The sequence below is a fragment of the Mesoterricola sediminis genome (assembly GCF_030295425.1).
GTDB lineage: Bacteria > Acidobacteriota > Holophagae > Holophagales > Holophagaceae > Mesoterricola > Mesoterricola sediminis.
Genome location: NZ_AP027081.1, coordinates 4,411,696 through 4,433,516 on the forward strand (window position 1 = coordinate 4,411,696; position 21,821 = coordinate 4,433,516).

Consider the following 21,821-nt stretch of genomic DNA (forward strand, 5'->3'; position numbering starts at 1 on the left):
TCCATGAACCTCCTGAAGCCCTCCCGTCTGGCCTTCGTGGCCCTTTCCCTTCCCCTGGCGGCCCAGACCCCCCTCTTCAACGACGGGACCGCCTTCGGCGGCTCCCGGGTCTTCTCGGACGGCCTGAGCCCCCTGGGCAACCCGGCCCGGTACGACCGGGCGGCCCCGGGCTGGCACCTCTCGTGGGTCGACGGGGACCAGCGGGCCTCGGACAACAAGGCCATCCTCGGGGACACCCTGGCCACCGATCCCACGGTGGTGGACGGGGCCCTCCGGCGCCTGGCCGACAACCCCTGGGCCCTGCGCACCCGCGCCTACGGCCTCGCCATGGCCCGGGACGCGGCCGGCTTCGGCTTCACCCGGGAGGAGTTCCGCAGCAGCTTCGCCGCCGTGGACCTGACCAACCTGGGCGCCGGCCTCGCGGCCAACACCACCGTCCTGGACGGGCGGCGCGCCATCGTGAACCGCATCCACGTCGGCGGCGGCTCCCTCGCCGGGGGCACCGCGGCCGGTTTCAGTTTCCGGGCCGAGCAGTGGCAGCTGGGCGGCATCGCCCCCCTGCTGGCCCAGGGGGGGACCTTCCCCTACACCCTCCGCGCCGACGACCTGGTCATGTCCGCCAACCCCGCCTCGGTGAAGGCCACCAACTGGGCCCTGGACGCCGGGTTCACCCGGGACCTGGCCGAGGGCCTCCGCCTGGGGGTGATGGTGGACCAGCTCAACCGCAAGCGCCTGTGGGACGTGGACATGAAGCCCCAGTTCCGGGCGGCCCTCCAGCTCGACCTGGGCCCCAGCACGCTGCTGACCCTGGAAAGCGACCTCAACCGCACGGCCCGCATGCCCTTCCCCCAGAAGCAGCGGACCGCCGCCGCCTCCCTCCGCTACCAGGTCAGCGCCTCGGTCACCTTCCGGGTGGGCGGCGAGCGCCGGGAGATCGGGGACGCCTCCGTCACCCGCGTCGGCGGCACCCTGGACCTCCGCATGCCTTCCCTCCTGCTCTCCTTCGGGTTCCAGGCGGGCCCCGACCGGCCCCTCAAGGGCCTCGCCGCGATGGTGAACTGATGGTCACCCGGTTCCGCGCGGCCGCCCTGGCGGCCCTCGCCGCCCTGGCCATGTCCGCCCAGCCCCCCCTCAAGGAAGTGGTGGAGCGCTTCGACGCCGCCCAGGCCAAGGTCTCCACCCTCCAGGCCCCGTTCACCCTCACCATCCGGCGGGCCCTCCTGAAGACGCCCACCGTGACCAAGGGGACCCTCTGGCTCCAGGAGTCGGACTTCGTCCACTTCGCCTTCGCCCCGCCCGAGGACCTGGTCATCCACATCACCCCCAAGGCCCTCGTCTCCTACAGCCCCGGGGAAGGGGCGGCGGAGGTCATGAAGATCGGCCTCATCAAGAACACCAACCGCCGCTTCCTGGGCCTGGGCCAGCGCCTCAGCTACCTGTCGGACTACTTCCGCATCAGCGTCGGCGAGACCCGGGAGCCCGCGGGCACCTGGCTCCTGACCCTCGAGCCCCGGAGCCTCTCCGTCAAGAAGCGCATGCAGGTCCTCCAGATCTGGGTGGACCGGGAGACCTGGCTGCCCCGGCAGATGAACTGGGTGGAGCGCAGCGGCGACAGCTGGCTCCTGGAACTGGGCCCCCTCGGCCTCAACCAGCCCGTCCCCGCCCAGGTCACCGGCTTCAAGGTCCCGGCCGGCGTCCCGGTCCGCAACGAGTTCAGCTTTTTTGCAACCAGAAGGAAGTAGAATGAAGGCGGCTGCAACGAGGCACGCATGATCGTCACCTGTCCATCCTGCGAATCCCGCTTCCAGTACGGGGACGAGCGGTTCATGGGAGCCCCTTCCAAGCGCTTCCGATGCCCCAAGTGCGGCCACACCTTCGAGGTCCGGAACCCCGCCCTGGCGGCCCCGGCGCCCCTCGCGCCGCCGCCGCCCCCGCCGCCGCCCAAGGCCACCGAAACGAGCCGGCGCAAGGGACGGGACGCCATGCTCTCCCTGGCCAACCTGAAGCACGACGGCATGCCGCCGGGCATGCGCTACAGCCTCGCCTTCCTCACCGGGCCCCTGGCCTCCACCGTGAAAGTGCTGGAGGGGCCCATCACGGTCATCGGGCGGGAGGAGGGGGACGTGGTCATCAACGACCCGGAGATCTCCCGCCGGCACGCCCGGGTGGAAATCCATCCGGACGGCACGGTCTGGCTCTCCGACCTGGGAAGCACCAACGGCACCTTCCTGGACACCACCCCCATCACCGAGCCCGTCAAGCTCTCCGATCGCCAGGAATTCTCCTGCGGCCGGAGCACCTTCATGCTCCTGGTCCGGGACACCAACGCCCTCGGCCTGGACTGAGCCATGGGCAGTCCCTACGATCCCTACCTGACCCAGGCGGAGGCGCTCTTCCAGGCCGGTGACGTCGTGAAGGCCGGCCAGATCTGGCAGGCCATCCTGAAGAAGGACCCCACCTGCCAGGCCGCCCGCTCCGGCCTCTACCGGGTCAAGGCCCACTTCGACGCCCGGGCGACCCAGGACGGCCTGGAGGCGCCCCCTTTGCCGGGCGCCCCTGTGCCGGGCGCCCCTAGGCCGGGCGCCCCTGAGCCGGGTGCCCCCGACCGCCAGACCCACACCCCCCCGCCCACGGAGGTGAACAGCCTCCTGGAGGCGGGCTGCGCCCTGTACGACGCCGGCAAGCCCGAGCGCGCCATCGCCACCTGGGAGCTCGCCCTCAAGCAGGATCCGGAAAACGCCCTGGCCCGCGGCTACATCGACGGCGCGCGCCGGGAGCTGGAGCTCCGGGCCGCCCCCCCCGAGGCCCCCGCCGAGGCGCCGGACGCGGACCGCCTGGTCCGGGACGGCTGCACCCTCTACGACATGGGCCAGACCGAGGACGCCCTCGCCAAGTGGGAGCGGGCCCTGGAGGCCGATCCCGGCAACGCCCTCGTCCGCACCTACATCAACGGGGCCCGCCGGGACCTGGGCCTCCCCCCCCTGGCCGGGGCCGCCGAGGGTCCTTCGGCCTCCCCGGCGCCGGAGGCCGGCTCCCGGACCGGCGCGGACGAGGCCGAGCGCCTCGTGCGGGAGGGCATCCAGATCTACGAGCTCGGCATGGCGGACGAAGCCATCGAGAAGTGGCGGCGGGCCCTGGACGCGGATCCTGGACAGCCGGACGCCCAGGCCTACCTGGACATGGCCATGCGCGAGCGGGGCACGGGCCCCACGCCCACCCTGCCCGCGGTCCCCGCCCCCCCCGAACCCGCCCACCCGGTGGCGGAACCCGGCGAGGACCGCATCCTCGCGGCCGAGCGCCTCCTCCGGACCCGGCGGATCGAAGAGGCCGCGTATTCCTTCCAGCAGCTGCTCGAGGCCGGCTCCCGGGATCCCCGGGTGATCCTCGGCTACCAGCAGTGCCGGACCCTCCTGGGCGCCCAGGCGGCGCCCGAGGCCCCCCCGGCCCACCCCGTGGCCAGCCCGGAGCCGGCGCCCGTGGAGGCCGCCCCCGTGCCCGCCATGCCCCGGACCGTGACCACCCGCGCCACCACCCGCGGCGGCCCCCGCCCCCCCCGCGTGGCCCGGGACCTGCCCGTGCCGGAATGGCTCCTCACCCCCCGGAACGTGACCATCGCCGGCCTGGCCGTCGTCGTCCTCCTGACCCTCTCCATCATCTTCCGCTCCTACCAGCGCGATGTGGCCCTCCGCGAGGCGGTGGCCGCGGCCCGGAACAGCGCGGCCGCCCCCGCGGCCCGCAAGACCCAGGCCCCCGTGCTGGGCGAGACCCCGGCCGCGATCCGGGCCGAGGCGGACAAGGCCGTCTCCGACGATCCGCTGACCGCCTACTACCGGGCCCAGGAATGCCTGCGGCTGGACCCCGGCGACGCCGCCGCCGCCCAGATCCTGGACCGGGCCAAGGCGGGCCTGGCCGCCCTGCCCCCGCTCCCCGAATCGCCCGACCTGGACAAGAGCCTGCGGGACGGGGACCTGGACACCGCGCGAAGCACCCTCCTCAACCGCCTGCGCCAGGCCCCCGACGACGCCGAGCTGAAGGGCCGGGCGAAGACCGTGTGGCTGGCCCTCGTCCAGGCCCGGGCCGGCGCCGAGCACTACGGCGACGCCCGGGACCTGCTCCTCCAGGGCCGGGCCATGTTCCCCCAGGACCGCACCTGGCTGGCCCGGCTCCGCCTCCTCGAGCAGATCCAGGCCCTCCCCAAGGGCCAGCGGGCCCCCTGGATCCCCCTTCTCGGCTGACCGGATGACCCGCCCCCCCTGCCCCAGCTGCCACGCCCGGGTGACGCCCCTGGCCCTGGAATGCCCGGTGTGCGGGTTGGCCCTGCCGCGCCGCCCCCTGCCCCGGCCCCTCCTGTTCCAGGCGAGCGCCCTCCGCGCGCCGGCCCCCGCCCCCAAGGGCGAGCGGCAGAGCCTGTCCGTCCCTGCCCTGGGCCGGGTCGAGCCCCTGCCCCTCGTCGAGCCCCCGCCCGGCGATCCCCTGGCCCTTCCGCCCATCCCCGCGGTCGAACTCCGGACCCCCGCGGCCCCGGAGTCCGATCTCCTGGACGCCTTTTGGCCCGTGGTCCGCATGGAGGCCGGCGAGCTGGCCTGCCTCCTGGCCCTCAACCTCATCGCCGCGATGGCGGCCTGCCTGGCTTCCGGCGTCTTCCCCGCCCGCCTTTACGGGGAGATGTGGGCCTACCTGGTCCCCCTGCACCTGACCCTCTCCTGGGCCTACCTCATGGTGCCCCTGGTCCTCGTGGGCCAGTCGCCGATGATGGCCCTCCTCCGCCTGGCCGTGGACGCGGACCAGCCGGAGCGCCGCATGGCCTTCAGCCTGCTGCACCTCGTCTCCAGCGCCGCTTTCCCCGTCTCCTTCCTCTGCATGGTGCTCACGCCGGATCACCGGACCCTGGCCGAGCTGCTCAGCGGCCAGGAGATCCTCCAGGTGCCCTCGGCCCGCCTGCGCTGATTCAGTCCGGCAGGTGCATGCGCACCGAGGTGACGATCACCCCCGGCTTGAGCATGAGGGAGGCCTTGATGCGGAAGGCCATCTGGTTGTGGAGCACCCGCTGCCACCACTTGGGCGTCACGTACTCGGGCAGGATCATGGTGAGGCACACCTCGGGCTCCGCCAGGCGGAAGCGGGTGACCTCCTCCAGGATCGGCTCGACGACCTTGCGGTAGGGGCTGGGCACGCTGCGCAGGGGCACGCCCATGCCGTAGTAGGCCCAGTCGGCGCGCAGCTTCTGGATGGCGGGGCTCTCGTGGAACCCGTCCGAGCCGAGGTCCACCGTCAGGGCCTCCACGCGGTTGCCGGAGATCAGGCGCGCGTAGGAGAGGGCCTGGACCACCCCGGCGTGGAGCCCGGACACGAGCACGATGGCGTGGTGCTTGCTGGGCAGGAAGGCGTCGGTGCGGCTCGCCGCCAGCGTCGACTTCACCTTGATGTAGTGCCGGTGGATGTTGAAGAAGGTCGTCACCAGGATGGGGACGAGCACGATGACGATCCAGGCGCCGCCGACGAACTTCGTGATGGCGATGTCCAGCATGACGATGGCCGAGGCGCAGGCGCCGATCCCGTTCACCACGGCCTTCACCTTCCAGTGCGGCCCCTGCTTGCGGCGCCAGTGCACGACCATTCCGGTCTGGCTGATGGTGAAGCCCAGGAACACGCCCAGGGCGTAGAGGGGCAGCAGCACGTCCGTGTTGGCGTGGAAGAGCACAACCAGGAAGCCCGCGAAGACGGAGAGGATCAGGATGCCGTTGGAGAACACGAGCCGGTCGCCCATGCTCGCGAACTGGTTGGGCAGGAAGCCGTCCTTGGCCTGGAGGGCCGCGAGCCGCGGGAAGTCCGCGTAGGCCGTGTTGGCGGCGACGACCAGGATGGCGAAGGTGAAGCCCTGGATCACGTAGTAGTAGACCTTGCCGAGGCCGGTGACCACGCCGTTGTGCCCCAGCACGTGGCGGGTCAGGTTGGAGAGCAGCGTCTCCTGCACCACCCGCGGGTCGGTGCTGTGGTGGTAGACCACGCCGTAGTGGTGGGCCAGCAGGGTGATGCCGAGGAACATCGTGCCCAGCAGGAGCACCATGGCGATCATGGTCTTGGCGGCGTTGGGGCCCGAGGGTTCCTTGAAGGCCGTGACGCCGTTGGAGATGGCCTCCACCCCGGTGAGCGCGGTGCAGCCCGCCGAGTAGGCCCGCATGAAGACCCAGATGAGGGCGAGGCCCGCGAGGTTGTGCGCGTTGCCGACGGCGGCCTCCACCTGGTGGGCCTGGACGCCCGCGGGCACCCCGGCGATCCACTTGGCGAACCCGATGAAGATCATCACCAGGATGCTGACGAGGAAACCGTAGGTCGGGATGGAGAAGAGCGCGCCGCTCTCCTTGACGCCGCGGAGGTTCGCCATCGCGATGAACGCGATGGCCAGCAGCGTCAGCGCCACGTTGTGGTCCTGGAGGACCGGAGCGGCCGCGGTGATGGCGGCGATGCCGGAGGAGACGGACACGGCCACGGTCAGGATGTAGTCGACCAGGAGGGAGGCTCCGGCGGTCTGGGCCGCCGTCTCGCCCAGGTTCTCCTTGGCGACGATGTAGGCGCCGCCGCCGCTGGGATACTCCAGGATCGTCTGGCGGTAGCTGAAGGCGAGGATCAGGAGCAGGAGGGTGATGCCGATGGCGACGGGGACGGAGAGCCCGAACACGAAGGCCGCGGCGCCGCCCGCGGCCGCCGCCGCGGCCCCGCCGTGGCCGATGGCCGTGGACAGCGAGGCCATGATCTCCTGCGTGGCGTAAGCGACGGAGGAGAGGGCGTCCGAGGAGAAAACGGCCAGGGCGACGGGGTTGCTGATCTTGGTAGCGTGGGTTTCGTCGCTCGCCAGGCGGCGACCCAAAAGAAGACGTCGAAAATCAGCCATATGGCCCCGTGGGAAATAGCCCGAGGTTGGATCATAACCTAGGAATGCACCATTGGAAGCCCCGCCCGTGGCGAAGTGATCCAAGTCCGGGGACCCTCGTTCCCGCTAGGAGCCCCCGGAAAGGCGGGCGCCGGTTTTCATGGGCAAATCATTGCCCATCCACCCGCAGCGCTTCCACCACATGGACCTGCCCCGGCCCCACCGGCCAGAGCCAGCGGACCGGTTCGGCCACGCGCCGACCCGGGAAAGCCCGCGCCACGTCCACGCCGCACAGGGGGTCGTCGGCCTCCAGGGCTTCCGTGGCGCGAAGCTGGGCGGTCCAGGGTTCGGCCGGAGGCCCCAGCTCCACCCGGGCGGACCCGAAGAGGACGCCCCGGTCGTGGAGCAGCCACAGGGGCGCCCCGCTCTCGGCCAGCCGCGCCAGGAAGGCCGTCACGGCGCGGGCCGTCCAGGCCCGGAGGGCCGGATCCAGGGGATCGTCCTCCTCCCCCCAGTCGGGCAGGTGGCCGCCGAAGGCCGAGGTGACGGCCCGTTCGGCCATCACGCCGAACTGGCCCATGACATTGGCGGCCAGGATCGCCGCGGGCCGATGCGCCCGGATCCAGGCGCCCAGGGGCGCCGCCTCCGGCCGCAGGGAGGCCATGAGGCCCGCCAGGCGGCGTGCCGAACTTCGCGTGCCGCGCACCCGCCCCGACCAGGGCTGGCGCGCGGAACGGCGCGCCGCCGCCGCCAGGTCGGCCATGCCCCCCGTCAGGTCGGCCTGGACCCAGGGGACCCAGCGGCCGTGGCGCAGCAGGGTGCGGATCCGGCTGGTGGGGTCCGCGTCCCAGCCCGTGGTGCCCCGCGGGGCCAGGGACCAGGGCACCTCGAGGCCGGAGCCGGCCCCCAGCACCAGGGCGGGGCCGGTGGCCCCCCGCAGGCCCTCGCCCAGGAAGGCCCGGGCGCGGGCGAGGTGATCGGCCCAGGCGCCCCGGTCCCGGCGCAGGAAGGCGAACTGCTCCCGGGCGAGCAGCGCGGGCAGACCCGGGCCCGCGCCCATCAGCGCCGCCAGATGTCGAAGGGCTGGGTCCCGATCAGCGCGTTGAAGCTGCCGCTCGAGGGACCCCAACCGCCGGGGCCCCCCTGGCGGAGGAACCCGTAGGCCAGTTCGACGTAGAACCGGGAGAAGACGGTCCGGACCACGAGGCCGGTGCCCAGCATGCGCCGGTCCGAGAAGAGCCCCCCGGCCGTGGCGGCGGTGACGGCGTAGTCCACCCGCGGCACCACCTGGAGGGAGAGGGCGAAGGGGCCCCGCATCCGCACGGGCACCCCGAACCGCGCGACCGCGAACTGGGGGGCCTGGAGGGCCAGGGCCTGGGAGCCCACCAGGAACGCCGGGCCGCCCAGGTTCCAGAACCGGTCCAGGGGCAGGTTCCGGCCGTATCCGTACTCCACGTCCAGGTCCAGGCCCAGGTTCGTGGTGGCCCGCAGGGAGCCGAACGTGGTCAGGCCGCGCAGGCGCAGGTAGGCGAAGCGGAAGGCCCCCTGGGGATCCAGGTCGGGCAGGGCGTCCCCGATGGCGTAGCGGCTGCGCACCAGCAGGCCCTCCCGGGGGAAGGTGTGGCGGTCGAAGTTGTCCCACTCGAAGCTCAGCTCCGCGGTCCGCTCGTGGCGGACGCGGCGGGGATCCACGCCCAGGGAGAAGGCCGCCTGGCGCCACGTCCCGGCCAGCTCGAGCTTGCCCTTGCCGAAACCGCCGACCCGCACATAACCCCCCACCCCCACGTCCTGGGTGGTGATCACCGTCCGGCTTGCGTCCGCGCGGACCTCGGGCGAAGGGTAGACGAGGGCGTTCTCCACGTACTGGCGGAAGGCCGAGGCCCAGAACTCCATGGCGAAGCCCGGGAAGCGGAAGAACACGGGCCCCTGGATGGCGAGGAGGGCCTGCTGCTGGAGGCGGTTGCTGGCGGCGCTCAGCTCCCCCTCCAGGCCGAAGCCCCCGAGGTTCTCGGTGCGGTACTTCACGCCCAGGGCCGAGCCCAGGTTCGTCTCGTAGCCGACGCTGAGATCCACCGCCATCGCCTGCTGGTGGACGGGGGTGAGCTCCAGGTCGGCGTCCGGCGTCCCTTCGGCGGCCACGATCCGGGCCCGGAGTTCCGCGAGGTGGAGCCGGCGCTGGGCCAGGTCCAGGAGCTGGCGCAGGTCGCCGGTGTGGACCACGTGCCCGCGGGCCCGCGCCATGAGGGTCTCCAGGTAGACGCTCTCGTATTCGCCCCGGGCCCCCTTCACGATGACGGTGCGGATCGTCGGCTCCTGGAGGCGGATGACCAGCTCCCCCGTCGCCTCCTGGAACCCCGAGCCCCGCACGTCCACCAGGGGCGTCCCCTCCACGGCGAGGTCGTGCACGAAGGCGCTGAGGTAGACGCCGAAGGCCGCGGGATTGAACGGCTCCCCCGCGGGGAAGCGGGAGCGGACGTCGCGCTCGATCCGGCGCACCAGACGCGGCCGGCCCTCCACGCGGATCGCCGCCACCCGGCCGAAGGGCACCACCTCCAGGTGGACCGCCCCGCCCGCCACCCGGGCCCGGGCCTGCTTCGCCCAGCCGTGGAGGAGGAGCTGCTGGAGGGCCACGAGGACGTCCCGGCGCTTCACAGGCGCGCCCTGGGGCAGCACCCGCCCCAGCATGGCCTGGGCCTCCGGGTCCAGGGGGCGGACGCAGTCCACCGCGACGCGGTCGGCGGGGAGGGTCTCGTCGGGAACGTTCGCGAGCAGGAGCTCGCGCAGGGCCGGGAGGTTCGCGTCGAAGGCGTCCCGGCCGGCCTTGACCAGGGACCCCAGGCTCCGGCCGTAGTCGAGGAAGTCCGCCGTCTCGATCTCGGGCCGGATGACGATGCTCGCCGCGGCGCGGCTCTCCCACTGGCGGCGCTCCACCACCAGGTCGAGGCTGCGCGCCGCGAGGGAGAAGAAGTTCGAGACCGGCGCCTTCTGGAAGGGGGTGCTCACGTCCACCGCCACCGTGACCTCGGCGTCGAAGGCCCGCTTGGCGGCGAGGACCGGGAGGTTCTCCACCAGGGCCCCGTCCACGTAGGGCTGGCCGTCGATGACGACGGGACGGAAGGCCCCGGGCACGGCCATGGAGGCCCGGAGGACCTCCACCAGGTCGCCCCGGTCGAACACCTTCCCGTGCCCGGTGTCCAGGTTCGTGGCCACGACCCGCAGGGGGTACTTGAGGCCATCGAAGGTCGCCGAGCTGAAGTAGGCCCCCCGCGTCATCAGGCCCTCGAGGGCCCTCCGGATCTCGACGCCCTCCCGGAGGGAGAGGGCGAAGGAAGGTCCGCCGGCCTCGAACCGGAGGCTGAGCAGCGTGCCGTTCTCCGCCTCGTCCTCCGTGAGGGTCCGCCCCAGGCTCCGCCCGAGGGGATCCAGGAAGGAGCGGTTGAAGTCGACCCGGGCGAAGAGGTCCTCGATCTCCTTGCCGGAGAAGCCGCCCGCCATGAGGGCGCCCATCAGGGAGCCGGCGCTGGTCCCCGCGACCCCGTCGATGGAGAGGCCCACCTCCTCCATGCGCTGGAGGACGCCGATGTGGGCCACGCCGCGGGCCCCGCCCCCGGAGAGGGCGAGGACCACCTTCGGCCTGCCGGGAACCTCCACCCGCGGCGAGAAGGTGAACACCATGTCCGGCGGGATCACCGTCACGTCGATGCAGGGCGCGGGCTCCTGCGCGGCGAGGGCGGCCGCCGCGAGCAGGGCCGCGAGGAACCTCATGCGCGGGCGATCGCCTCGAGCTGGGCGTCCATGAAGGAGGCGCATCCGGTCAACCCCAGGTCCAGGAGGTCCAGGGCCTCGGCCCGGGTGAAGCTGCGCCCCTCCCCCGTGGACTGGAACTCCACGATGTCGGGGACGTCCTCCACCCGGCCCGCGGGCCGGGACGCGACCAGGTTGCAATCCACCGCGGCACGGTGGTCCTCCTCGTATTCCAGATCCAGGATGAGGCCCTGGCGAAGGCCGGGGCCTGCCTCCAGGATACCCACGCTCACGGCCGAGACCTGGTTCTTCAGCGCACTTTCCAGCCCGCGGGCCTTGAGGGCCAGGGCCAGGGCCACCCAGGCCCCGGTGATGGAGGCGCAGCGGGTGCCGCCGTCCGCGTTCAGGACGTCGCAGTCGAGGGTGAGCTGGCGCTCCCCGAGCCGGGCCAGGTCCACGGCCTGGCGCAGGCTCCGGCCGATGAGGCGCTGGATCTCCACGGTGCGCCCCTGCTGGCGGCCCTTGGCGGCCTCGCGCGCGTTGCGGGTGTGGGTGCTGCGGGGCAGCATCCCGTACTCGGACGTGATCCAGCCCGTGCCCCGGCCCTTCATCCAGTCGGGCACACGATCCTCCAGGCTCGCCGAGCAGAGCACGTGGGTGTTCCCGAGGCGGACGAGGCAGGAGCCCTCCGCATGGACCTGCACACCGGTCTCGAAGGCGATCCGCCTTGTTTCTCCCTGAAGTCTCATGGTCTCAGGCCTCCGGTTCGATCTTTTTCACCCGATTTTCGTGCCGCCCCCCTTCGAAGGGGGTTTCCAGGAAGATTTTGAGGTAGTATTCAGCTTGTAGCGGATCCGTCAGCCGCTGGCCGAAAGCGATGGCGTTAGCGTCATTGTGCATCCTGGCGAGGCTGGCGTGCTCTGGTGAAGTCACCAGGGCGCAACGGACGCCCCTGTGGCGATTGGCTGCGATGCTGATGCCGATGCCCGATCCGCATACGAGAACGAGGCGCTCCCACTTGTCCATACCTTCCGCAGCCCGGTGCGCGAAATCCGGATAATCCACAGAGGCGTGGCCATCGGTGCCAAAGTCCACCGCTTCGTGACCCTGGGCCTGGGCCCAAGCCTTCAGGCGCTCCTTGAGGTCGTAACCTGCATGATCGCTACCAAAGCCGATTTTCATAAATTCACTCCCTTACAAGAGGGTAACTGAATGGCCCGGCCCATCCTCCAGTATCGTCCCCTGGACCGGGGATTCCTCCTTTGCCTGCCCGGTGAGGGGGGAAGCCACGCGTGGCAGCGGACGCTGCGGAGCCTTCCCGGCAACCTCCACGGCCGGGACCGCCTGACGCCGGCCCGGGCCCGGCTCTTCCTGCCCGACTCGACCCTGGTCGACACCCACACGGTGCCCCTCCGCTGGCAGCGGGCCCTGCCCTGGCTGGCCTCCATGCCCACCGACCCGGAGCGGGTGGGGGGCAGCCTCGCCTTCTGGGCCTCGGCCCTGCGCCTCCTCCAGTCCCTCGTCCTCCGCGGCGCCCTCCTGCCCCAGCTCGACACCCGGGGCAACCCGTGGCGCGCCACGTGGGGCATCAGCCTCACGAGCCCCGCGGACCGCCAGGCCCTGGACGCGCTCCTCAAGGCCATGCCCCCGTCCGTCCTCGCCTTCCCCGAGGCCGACGGCTGGATCTTCACCAAGGGCCTCGCCCTGGGCACCCTCGACACGGAAGAGGTGGACGACGACCTGGCCCAGCCGCCCGGGGCCGCCTTCGTGCTGCGGGCCTTCCTGGAGGACGGCGCCGACTTCCTGGTGCGCTTCGTGGCGGGCTCCCTCCGGCAGGGGGACGATCCCCGCCTCGCCCTCATCCACCGGCTCCGCGGCCACAAGCGGGACCGGCTGCCCTGGGACGAGCGCCTCATGGTGGCCCTCAGCCACCCCATGAATGAATTTCCCACCATCGGGGTTACCGAGCGCACGCTCGGAGAGCAGCTCGAGCAGTGGAGCGAGGGCGCCCGGGTCCAGTGGATCCGGCCGAGCCTCAAGCTGGAGGCGCCCCCGGTGCCCCCCGGCAAGGACGCCATCCAGGAAGCCGACCGCCTGTCCGAAGCGGGCTGGATCCTCCGGGTGGGCCTGGAGACCCAGGACGGGGACGAGATCCCCGTGGCCCGGCTCTGGGCCTCGTCCACGGAGCCGGAGGTCCTGGAGGCCCGCAAGGTCCTCCTCCGGGGCCTGGCCCGGGCCGTGCCCTTCTTCCCGCCCCTGGGCGGGGCCCTCGCGGGCAAACAACCGGATGACCTTCCCCTCCTGCCCGCCGAGGCCTGGCAGTTCCTGACCAAAGGCGCCACCCAGCTCAAGGAGGCGGGTTTCCTCGTCCACATCCCCGAAGCCCTGGCCGAGTTCGGCGGCGCCCGCCGCCTCCGCGCCAAGGTGAAGCTGGGCGCCCGTCGACTCGATGGGGGCGCCGGGGCCGGGCCCGCCGCCCAGGAGGGCCTGGAGGGGGCCGTGTCCGCGGATTGGTCCCTCATGCTGGGCGACGACACCCTGGACCTCCAGGACTTCGCCCAGATGGCCAGCCTGAAGCACCCGCTCGTGGCCTGGAAGGGCAAGTGGGTGGCCCTGGATCCGGAGACCCTCAAGCAGATCACCCAGGTCATCCAGGCCAGCCGCGGCGCCGGCTTCGAGAGCATGAGCAAGGGGGAGGCGCTGGCCGCAGCCCTCACCGGCAGCGCGCACATCCCCGGCGTCTCCGAGGCCATCGAGGTCGAGGTCGCGGGCGATTTCGGCGCGGCCCTGGAGGATCTCAAGGTCCTGCCCGACAAGCCCATCACCCAGCCCGCGGCCTTCAAGGGCCAGCTCCGCCCGTACCAGCTCCGGGGCCTCGCCTGGCTCGAGGGGCTCTGCCGGCTCGGCCTGGGCGGCATCCTCGCCGACGACATGGGCCTGGGCAAGACCATCGAGGTCCTCGCCCTCCTCCTGCATCGCCAGCAGCGCGATCCCCACGCCGGGGACCCGACCCTGCTGGTGTGCCCCACCTCCCTCCTGGGCAACTGGGAGCGCGAGATCGCCAAGTTCGCCCCGACCCTGCCCTTCTTCGTCCACCACGGCAACAACCGGGACAGCCTGCCGAAGCACTTCAAGCCCCACACCATCGTCCTCACCACGTACGGCGTCGTCCGGCGGGAGGAGGACGTGTTCGCGGCCCGCAACTGGTCCATGGTGGTCGTCGACGAGGCCCAGGCCATCAAGAACCCCGGCTCCCACCAGGCCAAGGCCGTCCGGAAGCTGCGGGCGCCCTTCAAGCTGGCCCTCACCGGCACGCCCATCGAGAACCGCCTGCTGGAGCTCTGGTCGATCCTCGCCTTCGCCCTGCCCGGCTACCTCGGGAACGAAGGCCGGTTCAAGGACCAGTTCGCCGCCCCCATCGAGAAGTACCGGGACCCCGACGCCGCCCTGGAGCTGCGCCAGCGGGTCGGGCCCTTCATCCTCCGCCGCCTGAAGACGGACCGGTCCATCATCCAGGACCTCCCCGACAAGCAGGAGATGAAGGTCTACACCCAGCTCTCCCGCGAACAGGCCCTCCTGTACCAGGGCCGGGTCGAGCAGATGGAGAAGGACCTCCAGGCCGCCCAGGGCATCGAGCGGCGCGGGCGCATCCTCGCCCTCCTCACCCACCTCAAGCAGATCTGCAACCACCCGAGCCAGTTCCTCAAGCAGACCGGCCCCTACAAGGGCCGCAGCGGCAAGCTCGAACGCCTCACCGAGATGCTCGAGGAGGTGCTCGCGAGCGGAGAACGGGCCCTGGTCTTCACCCAATTCAAGGAGATGGGGGACCGCCTCCAGGTCCACCTGGCGGAGGTGCTCGGCTTCGAGCCCCCCTTCCTCCATGGCGGGACCACCCGGGAGCAGCGCGACGAGATGGTCCGCACCTTCCAGGAGGACGCCGACGCGCCGCCCATCATGCTCCTCTCCCTCAAGGCCGGCGGCGTCGGCCTGAACCTCACCGCGGCCACCCACGTCTTCCACTTCGACCGCTGGTGGAACCCCGCCGTGGAGGACCAGGCGACGGACCGGACCTACCGCATCGGCCAGTCCCGGAACGTCCAGGTCCACAAGCTCATCACCATGGGGACCCTGGAGGAGAAGATCGACGCGCTGCTGGAATCCAAGCGGGATCTGGCGGACCGGGTCGTCGGCACGGGGGAGGGCTGGCTCACCGAGCTGGACGACGACGCCCTGCGGCGCCTCGTCATCCTGGAGCCCGACGCCGACATCATGGGCGAGGACGAATCGGGCAACGGCTCCTCCGATGAGGGCGCGCCCCCCCGGGGGGACGACGGCGTCACGGAAGAGACCCTCGAGGACCTCCTCCCCGCCCGCACCCGCACTCCGGTCCGGCGCAAGCCCAAGACCGCCGCCAGGAAGGGGGTGCTGTCGTGAACACCCTGAGCGAGCGTTTCGGCACCACGTGGTGGGGCCGCCTCTGGATCCACGCCCTGGAGCAGCTGGGCGACGACTTCGAGAACCGCCTGCCCCGCGGGAAGAAGTACGCCGAGGAGGGCGCGGTGAGCCACTTCACCGTCAGCCCCGGCGAGATCCAGGCCAAGGTCCACGGCCGCAAGACCTACAACGTCACCCTCGGCCTGCCGGCCCTCAGCGCCACCCAGTGGGAGAAGGCCCTCGAGCGGATCCACGCCGAAAGCCGGTTCGTGGCCTCCCTCCTGGCCGGCGAGATGCCCCAGGGCCTGGACGAGACCTTCCGCGAGGCCGGGGCCAGCCTCTACCCCCGGGTGCCGAAGGAGCTCCAGACGCACTGCGACTGCCCCGACTGGGCGAACCCCTGCAAGCACGTGGCCGCGGTGTGCTACATCATGGCCGAGGCCCTGGACCGGGACCCCTGGCTCCTCTTCGACCTGCGCGGCCGGACCCGGGAAGAGGTCCTGGAGGCCCTGCAGGCCCGCGTCGAGCCCGCCCAGCCCGCCCCCCGCAAGCGCGGGAGGCCGCGGAAGGAGGTCTCCGTCGTGGACCTGCTGGCCCGGCGTCACGAGATGGCCGAACCCTGGCTCCGCATGGACGAGGCCGTCTACGACGCCCCCAGGGCCGCGATCCCCGAGATCCCCATCCCCCGCGCCATCCCCCCGGATCCCTCCGTGTTCATCCAGCTGGGCCCCCTCCCCCACGCCCGGATCGAGACCAGCCTCTGCCTCGCGGCCCTCATGCACCGCACCGCCCAGGTCGTCCAGATCCAGATCGAGGAAGGGGTTGGTAACATGGAGGAGCCCGAGGGCGCGCCCCCCGAGCAGGGCCAGGCGCCCTCCCCCTTCGAAACGCCCATGCCCCCGCCCTCGAGCTCCAAGTCATGGCGCCACAACAAGAAGCGCCGCTGGGGCAAGGGCTGAGACCGGAACAAAGGAGCCGCCATGAAGACCATCTCCACCTCCAGCGCCCCCGGCGCCATCGGTCCCTACTCCCAGGCCAAGGTCTGCGGAGGGTTCCTCTTCACCGCCGGCCAGATCCCCCTCGTCCCCGGGACCGCCGACCTGATCGCCGGCGGCATCGAGGCCCAGACCGAGCAGGTCATCCGGAACCTGGACGCGGTGATGGCCGCCGCAGGCACGGACTGGAGCCGGGTCGTCAAGACCACGGTCTTCCTCACGGACATGGGCGAATTCGCGGCCTTCAACGCGGTGTACGAGCGGATGCTGGGCGGCGCGAAGCCGGCCCGCAGCACCGTCCAGGTCGCCGCCCTTCCCAAGGGCGCCCGCGTGGAGATCGAGCTGGTCGCCGAGGCCGGCGCCGATGCGTGACAAGCGCGTCTACGACAGCATCCTGGACGTCATCGGGAACACCCCCCTCGTGCGGCTCCACCGCATCACGGCCGGCATGCCCTTCCCCGTCTGGGCCAAGCTGGAATTCCTCAACCCCATGGGGAGCAGCAAGGACCGCATCGCCAAGTACCTGGTCGAGCAGGCCGAACGCACGGGCCGCCTGCACCCCGGCGACTGCATCCTCGAGAACTCCTCGGGCAACACGGCCATGGGCCTGGCCCTCATGGCCATCCAGAAGGGCTATCGCCTGAAGGCGGTCGTCCGGGACCGCACCAGCAAGGAGAAGCTGGACCAGCTCTCCGCCCTGGGCGTGGACGTGGTGAAGGTGGACACGAGCCTGCCCCCCGAACACCCCGACAGCTACAACAACATCACCCCCCGGCTCGCCCGGGAGATCCCCGACTGCTACTTCCCTGACCAGCACAACAACCGGGAGAACAACCAGTCCCACTACCTGGGCACCGGGCCCGAGCTGTGGGACCAGCTGGACGGCCAGATCGATGTCTTCGTGGCCGGCATGGGCACGGGCGGCACCGTCGGCGGCGTCGGCCGGTTCCTGAAGGAGCGCAACCCCGATGTGAAGATCGTGGCCGTGGACGTGGTGGGCTCCGTCTTCACCCGCTTCTTCCGCACCGGCGAACCCGGCCAGGCCGCGCCCTACCTCCTGGAGGGCCTGGGGGACGAGTTCCTGATCGGCACCGCCGATTTCTCCGTCATCGACGACATGGTCCAGGTGACCGACCGGGACGCCTTCCTCGCCGCCCGGGAACTGGCCCGCACCGAGGGCCTGCTCGTGGGCGGGTCCAGCGGCGCCGTCATCCATGCCCTCCGCACGATCGCGCCGTCGATCCCCGAAGGGGCCCGGGTGGCCGTCCTCTTCCCCGACAGCGCGAGCCGGTACCTCAGCACCATCTTCAACGACGACTGGATGCGCGAAAAAGGCATGCTCTAGGGAGCGTTTGGCATCCCATGGGCAAAATGATCAGTTAGCCATCCCTGATTGGACCTTCCGAACACACCCTAGGCTCAATACTGTCGGTACAAGCCTTGCCATGCCGCCTCGGTAGCCTATAGTTGCAAGAAGAGGCGACCATGGCGAGGACTGCGGCGACGCTCCCGGCAGGGAGTCGGATCACCGATTACATGAGCTTGGGGGTGGTGGCAAAGACCTTCCCCCGAGCACACGTGGACGAGGTTCTAAAGCGCACAGGCAGGACCAGTGCGCGGCAACGGGACCTGCCCGCCCATGTCGTCGTCTACTACGTGATCGCTCTCGCGTTATTCATGCAGGCTTCCTACGGTGAGGTGCTGCGATGCCTGCTGGAAGGCGTCCAATGGTTGATGGACAAGGCTGTCGAGCCGAAGGTCTCCCACAAATCCAGCATTTCCCAGGCCCGAATCCGACTTGGTTGGGAGCCGATGAAATTGCTTCACGACGAGATCGTCAAGCCGATCGCAACGCCTCAGACACGTGGTGCCTGGTTTCGGGACTGGCGTCTGGTGAGCATTGACGGAAGCACCCTTGATGTTCCGGATGAGGCTGAGAAGGAGGAAGCCTTCGGATCTCTGGGGTCATCGCGAGGCAAAGTCGCATTCCCGAAGGTCCGGTTTGTTTGCCTCTGTGAGCTTGGGACCCATGTGATGTTCGGGAGTCGCGTAGATTCCTATGAGGTCGGAGAGGTCACACTTGCGGAGGACGTGTTGCCCCTGCTCGAACCAGGGATGCTCTGCCTGGCCGATCGCGGATTCAATTGCTTCAAGCTATGGAAGTTGGCCCAAGGAACCGGGGCTGATCTCCTTTGGCGCCTGCGTAAGGACATGAACCTGCCCAGGGAGAAGCAACTGCAGGATGGAAGCTACCTGAGCACCTTCTACGAGTATTGGTATGACCGGAAGAAGTCCACGAATGGAATTCGGGTCCGCGTTGTGGAATACACCCTGGATGGGATGGAGGGAGCGGAACCGATCTACCGCCTGGCGACTACCATCCTCGATCCAGAGAAAGCCCCAGCCAGGGAATTGGCTGCCCTCTATCACGAGCGATGGGAGATCGAGAGTGCGTTCGATGAATTGAAGACCCATCTCCGGGGTCGCCAGGTAACCCTTCGAAGCAAGACGCCTGACCTGGTCAGACAGGAGTTCTACGGGATGATGATGGCCCACTTTTCCATCCGCGGCCTGATGCATGAAGCGGCCCTGAAGGGGGATGTCGATCCCGATCGCTTATCGTTCCTGCACGCAGTTCGGGTGATTCGCCGCAAGCTGACGCGTTTCGCGTCTCTCCCCCCCTCGGGAGAGGCCGGCATTCCATCAGAGCGTCCTGTCTGAGCTGCTGAGCGAACCCGCAGGCTGTAGCCGCGACCGGATGAACCCCAGGGCCATCAAACGGAAGATGAGCAACTGGCCGACCCGACTACGACAAAACGGCGCGAAGTTTCTCAGCCCAGGTGGCTTTGGCCTGCATCGTGATCTGGCTGAGGCTATGAGCGGAGGGTGACAAGCGTTCCGGATCCTCATTGATCCTATGAAACGCGGAGGCGCGGAGGATCTCGCAGAGGGTCGCGGAGGAAAGCGCTCCTGGAACCTGCCACCTCCCAATGACACGTCCCAACGGGAGGCGTGATGGGAAGGCATTGGGGAGAGGTCGACGGGGAGGATCATCCGCACAAGGAGATCACCCAGGCCATCATCGGGGAGGCCATCGAGATCCAGAAGGCTCTGGGGCACGGACTCCTGGAAGATCCCTACAAGGTCTGTCTGGCGCACTCCCTGAGACTGGCCGGCCATAAGGTGAAGCGGGAGGTTTTCCTGGATATCGAGTGGAGGGGGCTTGTGGTTGAGCGGGCCTATCGGCTGGATTTGCTGGTTGACGACCTCGTGGTCGTGGAGGCGAAGGCGGAATGGAGGTCGGCCTGCTCCTCAATTTCCGTCAGTGGCCTTTCAAAGACGGTGGAATCAAGCGGGTGATACATACAAGGGCTTGATCCTTTCTCCGCGAGCCTCAGCGAGATCCTCCGCGCCTCCGCGTTCCAATAGGATGCTGCGAATGCGCGGCGCCATCAGGCACTGCAGCACAGACTCACTATTCCAGCTCCTCCATGCTCCGGCACGGATGGGTATTAGCCATTACTATCCTAGATTACGAACACACCCTAGTTCCGCCAGAGGTAGCTCACCTTGAAGAAGAGGCTCCGCTGCATGGGCTCGTAGCGCGAGCCCTGCGGCTTCCACTGGCCCTCCACCCACTCGGCCTTGTCCTGGATCTCGCCGTAGCCGAGGAAGAGCACGGTGCCGGGGATGTAGGTGAAGGAGGCCAGGTAGTCCGTGAGCATCCGGCGGCGCCAGGAGTCGGTGCGGACGGTGGCCCTCAGGAAGAAGCTGCTGTTGAACTGGTAGGTGACTTGGCTGTTCACGGTCCGCACGTCGAAGACGGGCGCCCCCGTGTCCGGGGCGTCCATGCGCACGCGGTTCAGGTCCAGGGTCCAGCGGAGCTCCTGGCTGGGCTGGAGGACGAGGCTGCCGGTGACGGACCGGGTCGGGCCCTGGAAGGGGACGTCGGCCTCGTAGTAGACATCGCGGCCGTAGCGGAGGGTCCCGGAGACGTTCAGCCAGCGGGTGGCCCAGACGCCGCCGTTGACCCTGTAGACCGTCTTCGTGAAGAGCAGGCCCTTCCAGCCCTCCCGCACGCGCTGGAGGTCGAACCTCAGGCTGCCCCCGTGCACCGTATTGAGGCGGAGGGCGGCGAGGGCGAGGTAGTCGGTGAGGCCGGTGACGTTGTCATGGATGACGTAGCCGAAGAGGAAGGGGTTCACCTTGGTGATCCACGAATCCTTCGGGTGGAAGTTCGGCCCGACGTAGAAGGTGTGCTGGTCGATCCCGGTCCGGTTGTAGAAGGCCGTGTCCATGCGGAAGTCAGGGTCGTAGTGCTCCGAGGTCGCCTGGAGGTCCAGGGACCGGGAGGCGTAGCTCCACAGGAGGAGGGCCCCGGTCCCCGCCTTCCGGTCGGCGACGCCGGGGTCGGCGGACCAGGACTGGAGCACGTTGCCCGCCAGGGTCTGGCCCGCGGCGGGCCGGATCTGGAAATCCGCGCCGGCGACCCGGTTCCAGCCGCCGTCGAAGGCGCGGCTGCCCCACAGGGCCCCGGCGTACTCGCCCTGGCCGAACCCGTAGAGGCCCCGGGCGATGGTCCACGCCGCCGCATGGCCGAGGCCGGGGTTCTCCCCGTCCGCCCAGGCCTGGCCCGGGGCCCGGTCCCCCGCGGCCAGGACGCCGAAGGAGAGGGGCCCCTCGTCGCCGGTGACCTTGGCGCCCCACTTGGGATCGACGATCTTCCGGGTGTGGACGGCGACCTGCATGTTGGCGTCGCCGCTGGGCCCCGCCAGGCTGAAGATCCCCATGCTCTCCATGAAGAAGGGGCGCTTCTCGCTGTAGAAGATCGGGTAGCGCTGGTTCACCTCCACCTGGAAGGCGTCGCTCTCCACCTGGCTGAAGTCCGGGTTGTAGGTGAGGTCGGCGGTGATGGAGGAGGTCAGGCCCGCCTTCACCCCGATGCCCAGCTCCGTGGAGGACGCCCGGTCCCAGCGCCCCGGGGCCGCGTGCACCGATGTCCGGCCGTACGTGACGCTGGGCAGGACCTCCAGGCGCAGGGGGGCGTCCAGCTTCGCGAACTGGAGGGGGAGGTGGGTCTGGTACACCCAGTCCCCCGCCTTCATGGCCGGCCAGGATCCGCTGATGCCCAGGCGGGTGATCTTCCGCCAGAAGAGGATGCCCATGCGCACGTCGGTGCCGCTCTTGAACCGGATGCTCTTGAAGGGGAGCCGGAGCTCGACGGTGTAGCCGCCCGGGAAGCGGGCACCCTTGGATTCCCAGACCCAGTCGGGGCTCGAATCCTCCCCGCTGGCCAGGGAATCCAGGGCGTCGCCCTGGATGCCCAGGGGGTTCACGAAGAGGTGGATGGCGCTGTGGCGGGTGCCGAAGGTGTCCAGGGAGAGGCCCACCCAGTCGTCGCCCCACAGATCGTCCCGCTTGCTGAGGCTCGCCTTGATGGTCCCGGGCTGGCTGTCGTGGCATCGGAAACCCACGTACAGGGCCTCGGCGTCGTAGGCCAGGTAGACCTCCGTGCGCTCCGTGAAGGCCCCGCCGCGCGCGGGGTTGTACGTGCCCCAGGCCCCGTCCGGGAGCCGGGCCTGGGCCCAGGCCGGATCGCTCAGGTCCCCCCGGAGCTCCGGGCCCTTTTCCAGACGAACCGGCCGCAGGACCAGCGGTGGCGGGGCCGGGTCCCCGGCCAGGGCGACCGCGCCCAGCGCGCACGCGAGGAGGGCCCCCAGGATGCTTCGCCCCATATCGTCCCCTTGCCAATGGCTGGGCTACGGGGAGGCGCCGGG

The 21,821-nt window shown here is 70.3% G+C and carries 17 protein-coding genes; 11 read left to right on the forward strand and 6 right to left on the reverse strand.

Translation table 11 applies throughout. The annotated features are described in order from the left end of the window. The first annotated feature begins 3 nt into the window (after positions 1–3). From R2J75_RS19240 to R2J75_RS19260, 5 genes are read left to right on the forward strand one after another with little or no spacing between them, the layout of a single operon-like run. Positions 4–1,062 (forward strand): hypothetical protein, encoded by a 1,059-nt coding sequence (locus R2J75_RS19240; protein WP_243333367.1) that lies wholly within the window; start codon positions 4–6, stop codon positions 1,060–1,062. Next, a complete protein-coding gene (locus R2J75_RS19245) occupies positions 1,062–1,742 on the forward strand; it encodes a LolA family protein (RefSeq protein WP_243333366.1) in 681 nt (226 codons plus the stop codon). Before R2J75_RS19240 ends, R2J75_RS19245 begins: the two co-directional genes overlap by 1 nt. A 27-nt stretch (positions 1,743–1,769) precedes the next feature. Further along, positions 1,770–2,345 (forward strand): FHA domain-containing protein, encoded by a 576-nt coding sequence (locus R2J75_RS19250; protein ID WP_243346695.1) that lies wholly within the window; start codon positions 1,770–1,772, stop codon positions 2,343–2,345. A 3-nt stretch (positions 2,346–2,348) separates the two neighbouring features. Next, the gene (locus tag R2J75_RS19255; protein WP_316410816.1) at positions 2,349–4,235 is read left to right on the forward strand and encodes a tetratricopeptide repeat protein; all 1,887 of its coding nucleotides are present in this window, start codon (positions 2,349–2,351) and stop codon (positions 4,233–4,235) included. A 4-nt stretch (positions 4,236–4,239) separates the two neighbouring features. Beyond that, complete coding sequence (locus R2J75_RS19260; RefSeq protein WP_243333363.1) at positions 4,240–4,947, forward strand: hypothetical protein; 708 nt, start codon at positions 4,240–4,242, stop codon at positions 4,945–4,947. 1 nt (position 4,948) lies between these two features. On the opposite strand, the gene R2J75_RS19265 is transcribed toward R2J75_RS19260, so the two are convergent. The 5 genes from R2J75_RS19265 to R2J75_RS19285 all read right to left on the reverse strand — a co-directional run bounded on the left by R2J75_RS19265 (position 4,949) and on the right by R2J75_RS19285 (position 11,797). After that, positions 4,949–6,892: an APC family permease gene (locus tag R2J75_RS19265; RefSeq protein ID WP_243333361.1), complete on the reverse strand. Its 1,944-nt coding sequence runs from the start codon at positions 6,890–6,892 to the stop codon at positions 4,949–4,951. A 148-nt stretch (positions 6,893–7,040) separates the two neighbouring features. Beyond that, entirely contained in the window at positions 7,041–7,931 is an 891-nt protein-coding gene (locus R2J75_RS19270; RefSeq protein ID WP_243333448.1) for a hypothetical protein, read from the reverse strand. Further along, positions 7,931–10,636 carry a patatin-like phospholipase family protein gene (locus tag R2J75_RS19275; protein WP_243346697.1) on the reverse strand — a complete coding sequence of 902 codons (2,706 nt, stop codon included), beginning with the start codon at positions 10,634–10,636 and terminating at the stop codon, positions 7,931–7,933. Before R2J75_RS19275 ends, R2J75_RS19270 begins: the two co-directional genes overlap by 1 nt. Continuing rightward, positions 10,633–11,364, reverse strand: a complete 732-nt coding sequence (rph, locus tag R2J75_RS19280; RefSeq protein ID WP_316410817.1) for a ribonuclease PH — start codon at positions 11,362–11,364, stop codon at positions 10,633–10,635. The genes R2J75_RS19275 and rph overlap by 4 nt, the downstream gene beginning before the upstream one ends. A gap of 4 nt (positions 11,365–11,368) precedes the next feature. Then, positions 11,369–11,797, reverse strand: coding sequence for an RpiB/LacA/LacB family sugar-phosphate isomerase (locus R2J75_RS19285; RefSeq protein ID WP_243333357.1), 429 nt, complete (start codon positions 11,795–11,797; stop codon positions 11,369–11,371). 30 nt (positions 11,798–11,827) lie between these two features. Between R2J75_RS19285 and R2J75_RS19290 the strand changes: the two genes are divergently transcribed. The 6 genes from R2J75_RS19290 to R2J75_RS19315 all read left to right on the forward strand — a co-directional run bounded on the left by R2J75_RS19290 (position 11,828) and on the right by R2J75_RS19315 (position 19,404). Further along, positions 11,828–15,049 carry a DEAD/DEAH box helicase gene (locus tag R2J75_RS19290; RefSeq protein WP_243346698.1) on the forward strand — a complete coding sequence of 1,074 codons (3,222 nt, stop codon included), beginning with the start codon at positions 11,828–11,830 and terminating at the stop codon, positions 15,047–15,049. After that, positions 15,046–16,008 (forward strand): SWIM zinc finger family protein, encoded by a 963-nt coding sequence (locus R2J75_RS19295; RefSeq protein ID WP_243333353.1) that lies wholly within the window; start codon positions 15,046–15,048, stop codon positions 16,006–16,008. The genes R2J75_RS19290 and R2J75_RS19295 overlap by 4 nt, the downstream gene beginning before the upstream one ends. A gap of 21 nt (positions 16,009–16,029) precedes the next feature. After that, the gene (locus tag R2J75_RS19300; protein ID WP_243333351.1) at positions 16,030–16,416 is read left to right on the forward strand and encodes a RidA family protein; all 387 of its coding nucleotides are present in this window, start codon (positions 16,030–16,032) and stop codon (positions 16,414–16,416) included. After that, complete coding sequence (locus tag R2J75_RS19305) at positions 16,409–17,389, forward strand: PLP-dependent cysteine synthase family protein (RefSeq protein WP_243346699.1); 981 nt, start codon at positions 16,409–16,411, stop codon at positions 17,387–17,389. The genes R2J75_RS19300 and R2J75_RS19305 overlap by 8 nt, the downstream gene beginning before the upstream one ends. 140 nt (positions 17,390–17,529) lie before the next feature. Then, a complete protein-coding gene (locus R2J75_RS19310; protein WP_316410818.1) occupies positions 17,530–18,765 on the forward strand; it encodes an IS4 family transposase in 1,236 nt (411 codons plus the stop codon). Positions 18,766–19,059: 294 nt separating this feature from the next. Continuing rightward, on the forward strand, positions 19,060–19,404 hold the full coding sequence (locus R2J75_RS19315; protein WP_243346661.1) for a GxxExxY protein: 345 nt from the start codon (positions 19,060–19,062) through the stop codon (positions 19,402–19,404). Between the two features lie 185 nt (positions 19,405–19,589). Here the strand turns inward: R2J75_RS19315 and R2J75_RS19320 are convergent, their stop codons facing one another. Beyond that, on the reverse strand, positions 19,590–21,779 hold the full coding sequence (locus tag R2J75_RS19320) for a carbohydrate binding family 9 domain-containing protein (RefSeq protein ID WP_243333626.1): 2,190 nt from the start codon (positions 21,777–21,779) through the stop codon (positions 19,590–19,592). Positions 21,780–21,821 lie beyond the last annotated feature (42 nt).

Coding starts and splice junctions, on each gene's coding strand:
- R2J75_RS19250 (WP_243346695.1), top strand. CDS start 1,770: ATGATCGTCACCTGTCCATCCTGCGAATCCCGCTTCCAGTACGGGGAC.
- R2J75_RS19290 (WP_243346698.1), top strand. CDS start 11,828: ATGGCCCGGCCCATCCTCCAGTATCGTCCCCTGGACCGGGGATTCCTC.
- R2J75_RS19245 (WP_243333366.1), top strand. CDS start 1,062: ATGGTCACCCGGTTCCGCGCGGCCGCCCTGGCGGCCCTCGCCGCCCTG.
- R2J75_RS19255 (WP_316410816.1), top strand. CDS start 2,349: ATGGGCAGTCCCTACGATCCCTACCTGACCCAGGCGGAGGCGCTCTTC.
- R2J75_RS19320 (WP_243333626.1), bottom strand. CDS start 21,779: ATGGGGCGAAGCATCCTGGGGGCCCTCCTCGCGTGCGCGCTGGGCGCG.
- R2J75_RS19265 (WP_243333361.1), bottom strand. CDS start 6,892: ATGGCTGATTTTCGACGTCTTCTTTTGGGTCGCCGCCTGGCGAGCGAC.
- R2J75_RS19240 (WP_243333367.1), top strand. CDS start 4: ATGAACCTCCTGAAGCCCTCCCGTCTGGCCTTCGTGGCCCTTTCCCTT.
- R2J75_RS19260 (WP_243333363.1), top strand. CDS start 4,240: ATGACCCGCCCCCCCTGCCCCAGCTGCCACGCCCGGGTGACGCCCCTG.
- R2J75_RS19270 (WP_243333448.1), bottom strand. CDS start 7,931: ATGGGCGCGGGCCCGGGTCTGCCCGCGCTGCTCGCCCGGGAGCAGTTC.
- R2J75_RS19300 (WP_243333351.1), top strand. CDS start 16,030: ATGAAGACCATCTCCACCTCCAGCGCCCCCGGCGCCATCGGTCCCTAC.
- rph (WP_316410817.1), bottom strand. CDS start 11,364: ATGAGACTTCAGGGAGAAACAAGGCGGATCGCCTTCGAGACCGGTGTG.
- R2J75_RS19285 (WP_243333357.1), bottom strand. CDS start 11,797: ATGAAAATCGGCTTTGGTAGCGATCATGCAGGTTACGACCTCAAGGAG.
- R2J75_RS19315 (WP_243346661.1), top strand. CDS start 19,060: ATGGGAAGGCATTGGGGAGAGGTCGACGGGGAGGATCATCCGCACAAG.
- R2J75_RS19310 (WP_316410818.1), top strand. CDS start 17,530: ATGGCGAGGACTGCGGCGACGCTCCCGGCAGGGAGTCGGATCACCGAT.
- R2J75_RS19305 (WP_243346699.1), top strand. CDS start 16,409: ATGCGTGACAAGCGCGTCTACGACAGCATCCTGGACGTCATCGGGAAC.
- R2J75_RS19275 (WP_243346697.1), bottom strand. CDS start 10,636: ATGAGGTTCCTCGCGGCCCTGCTCGCGGCGGCCGCCCTCGCCGCGCAG.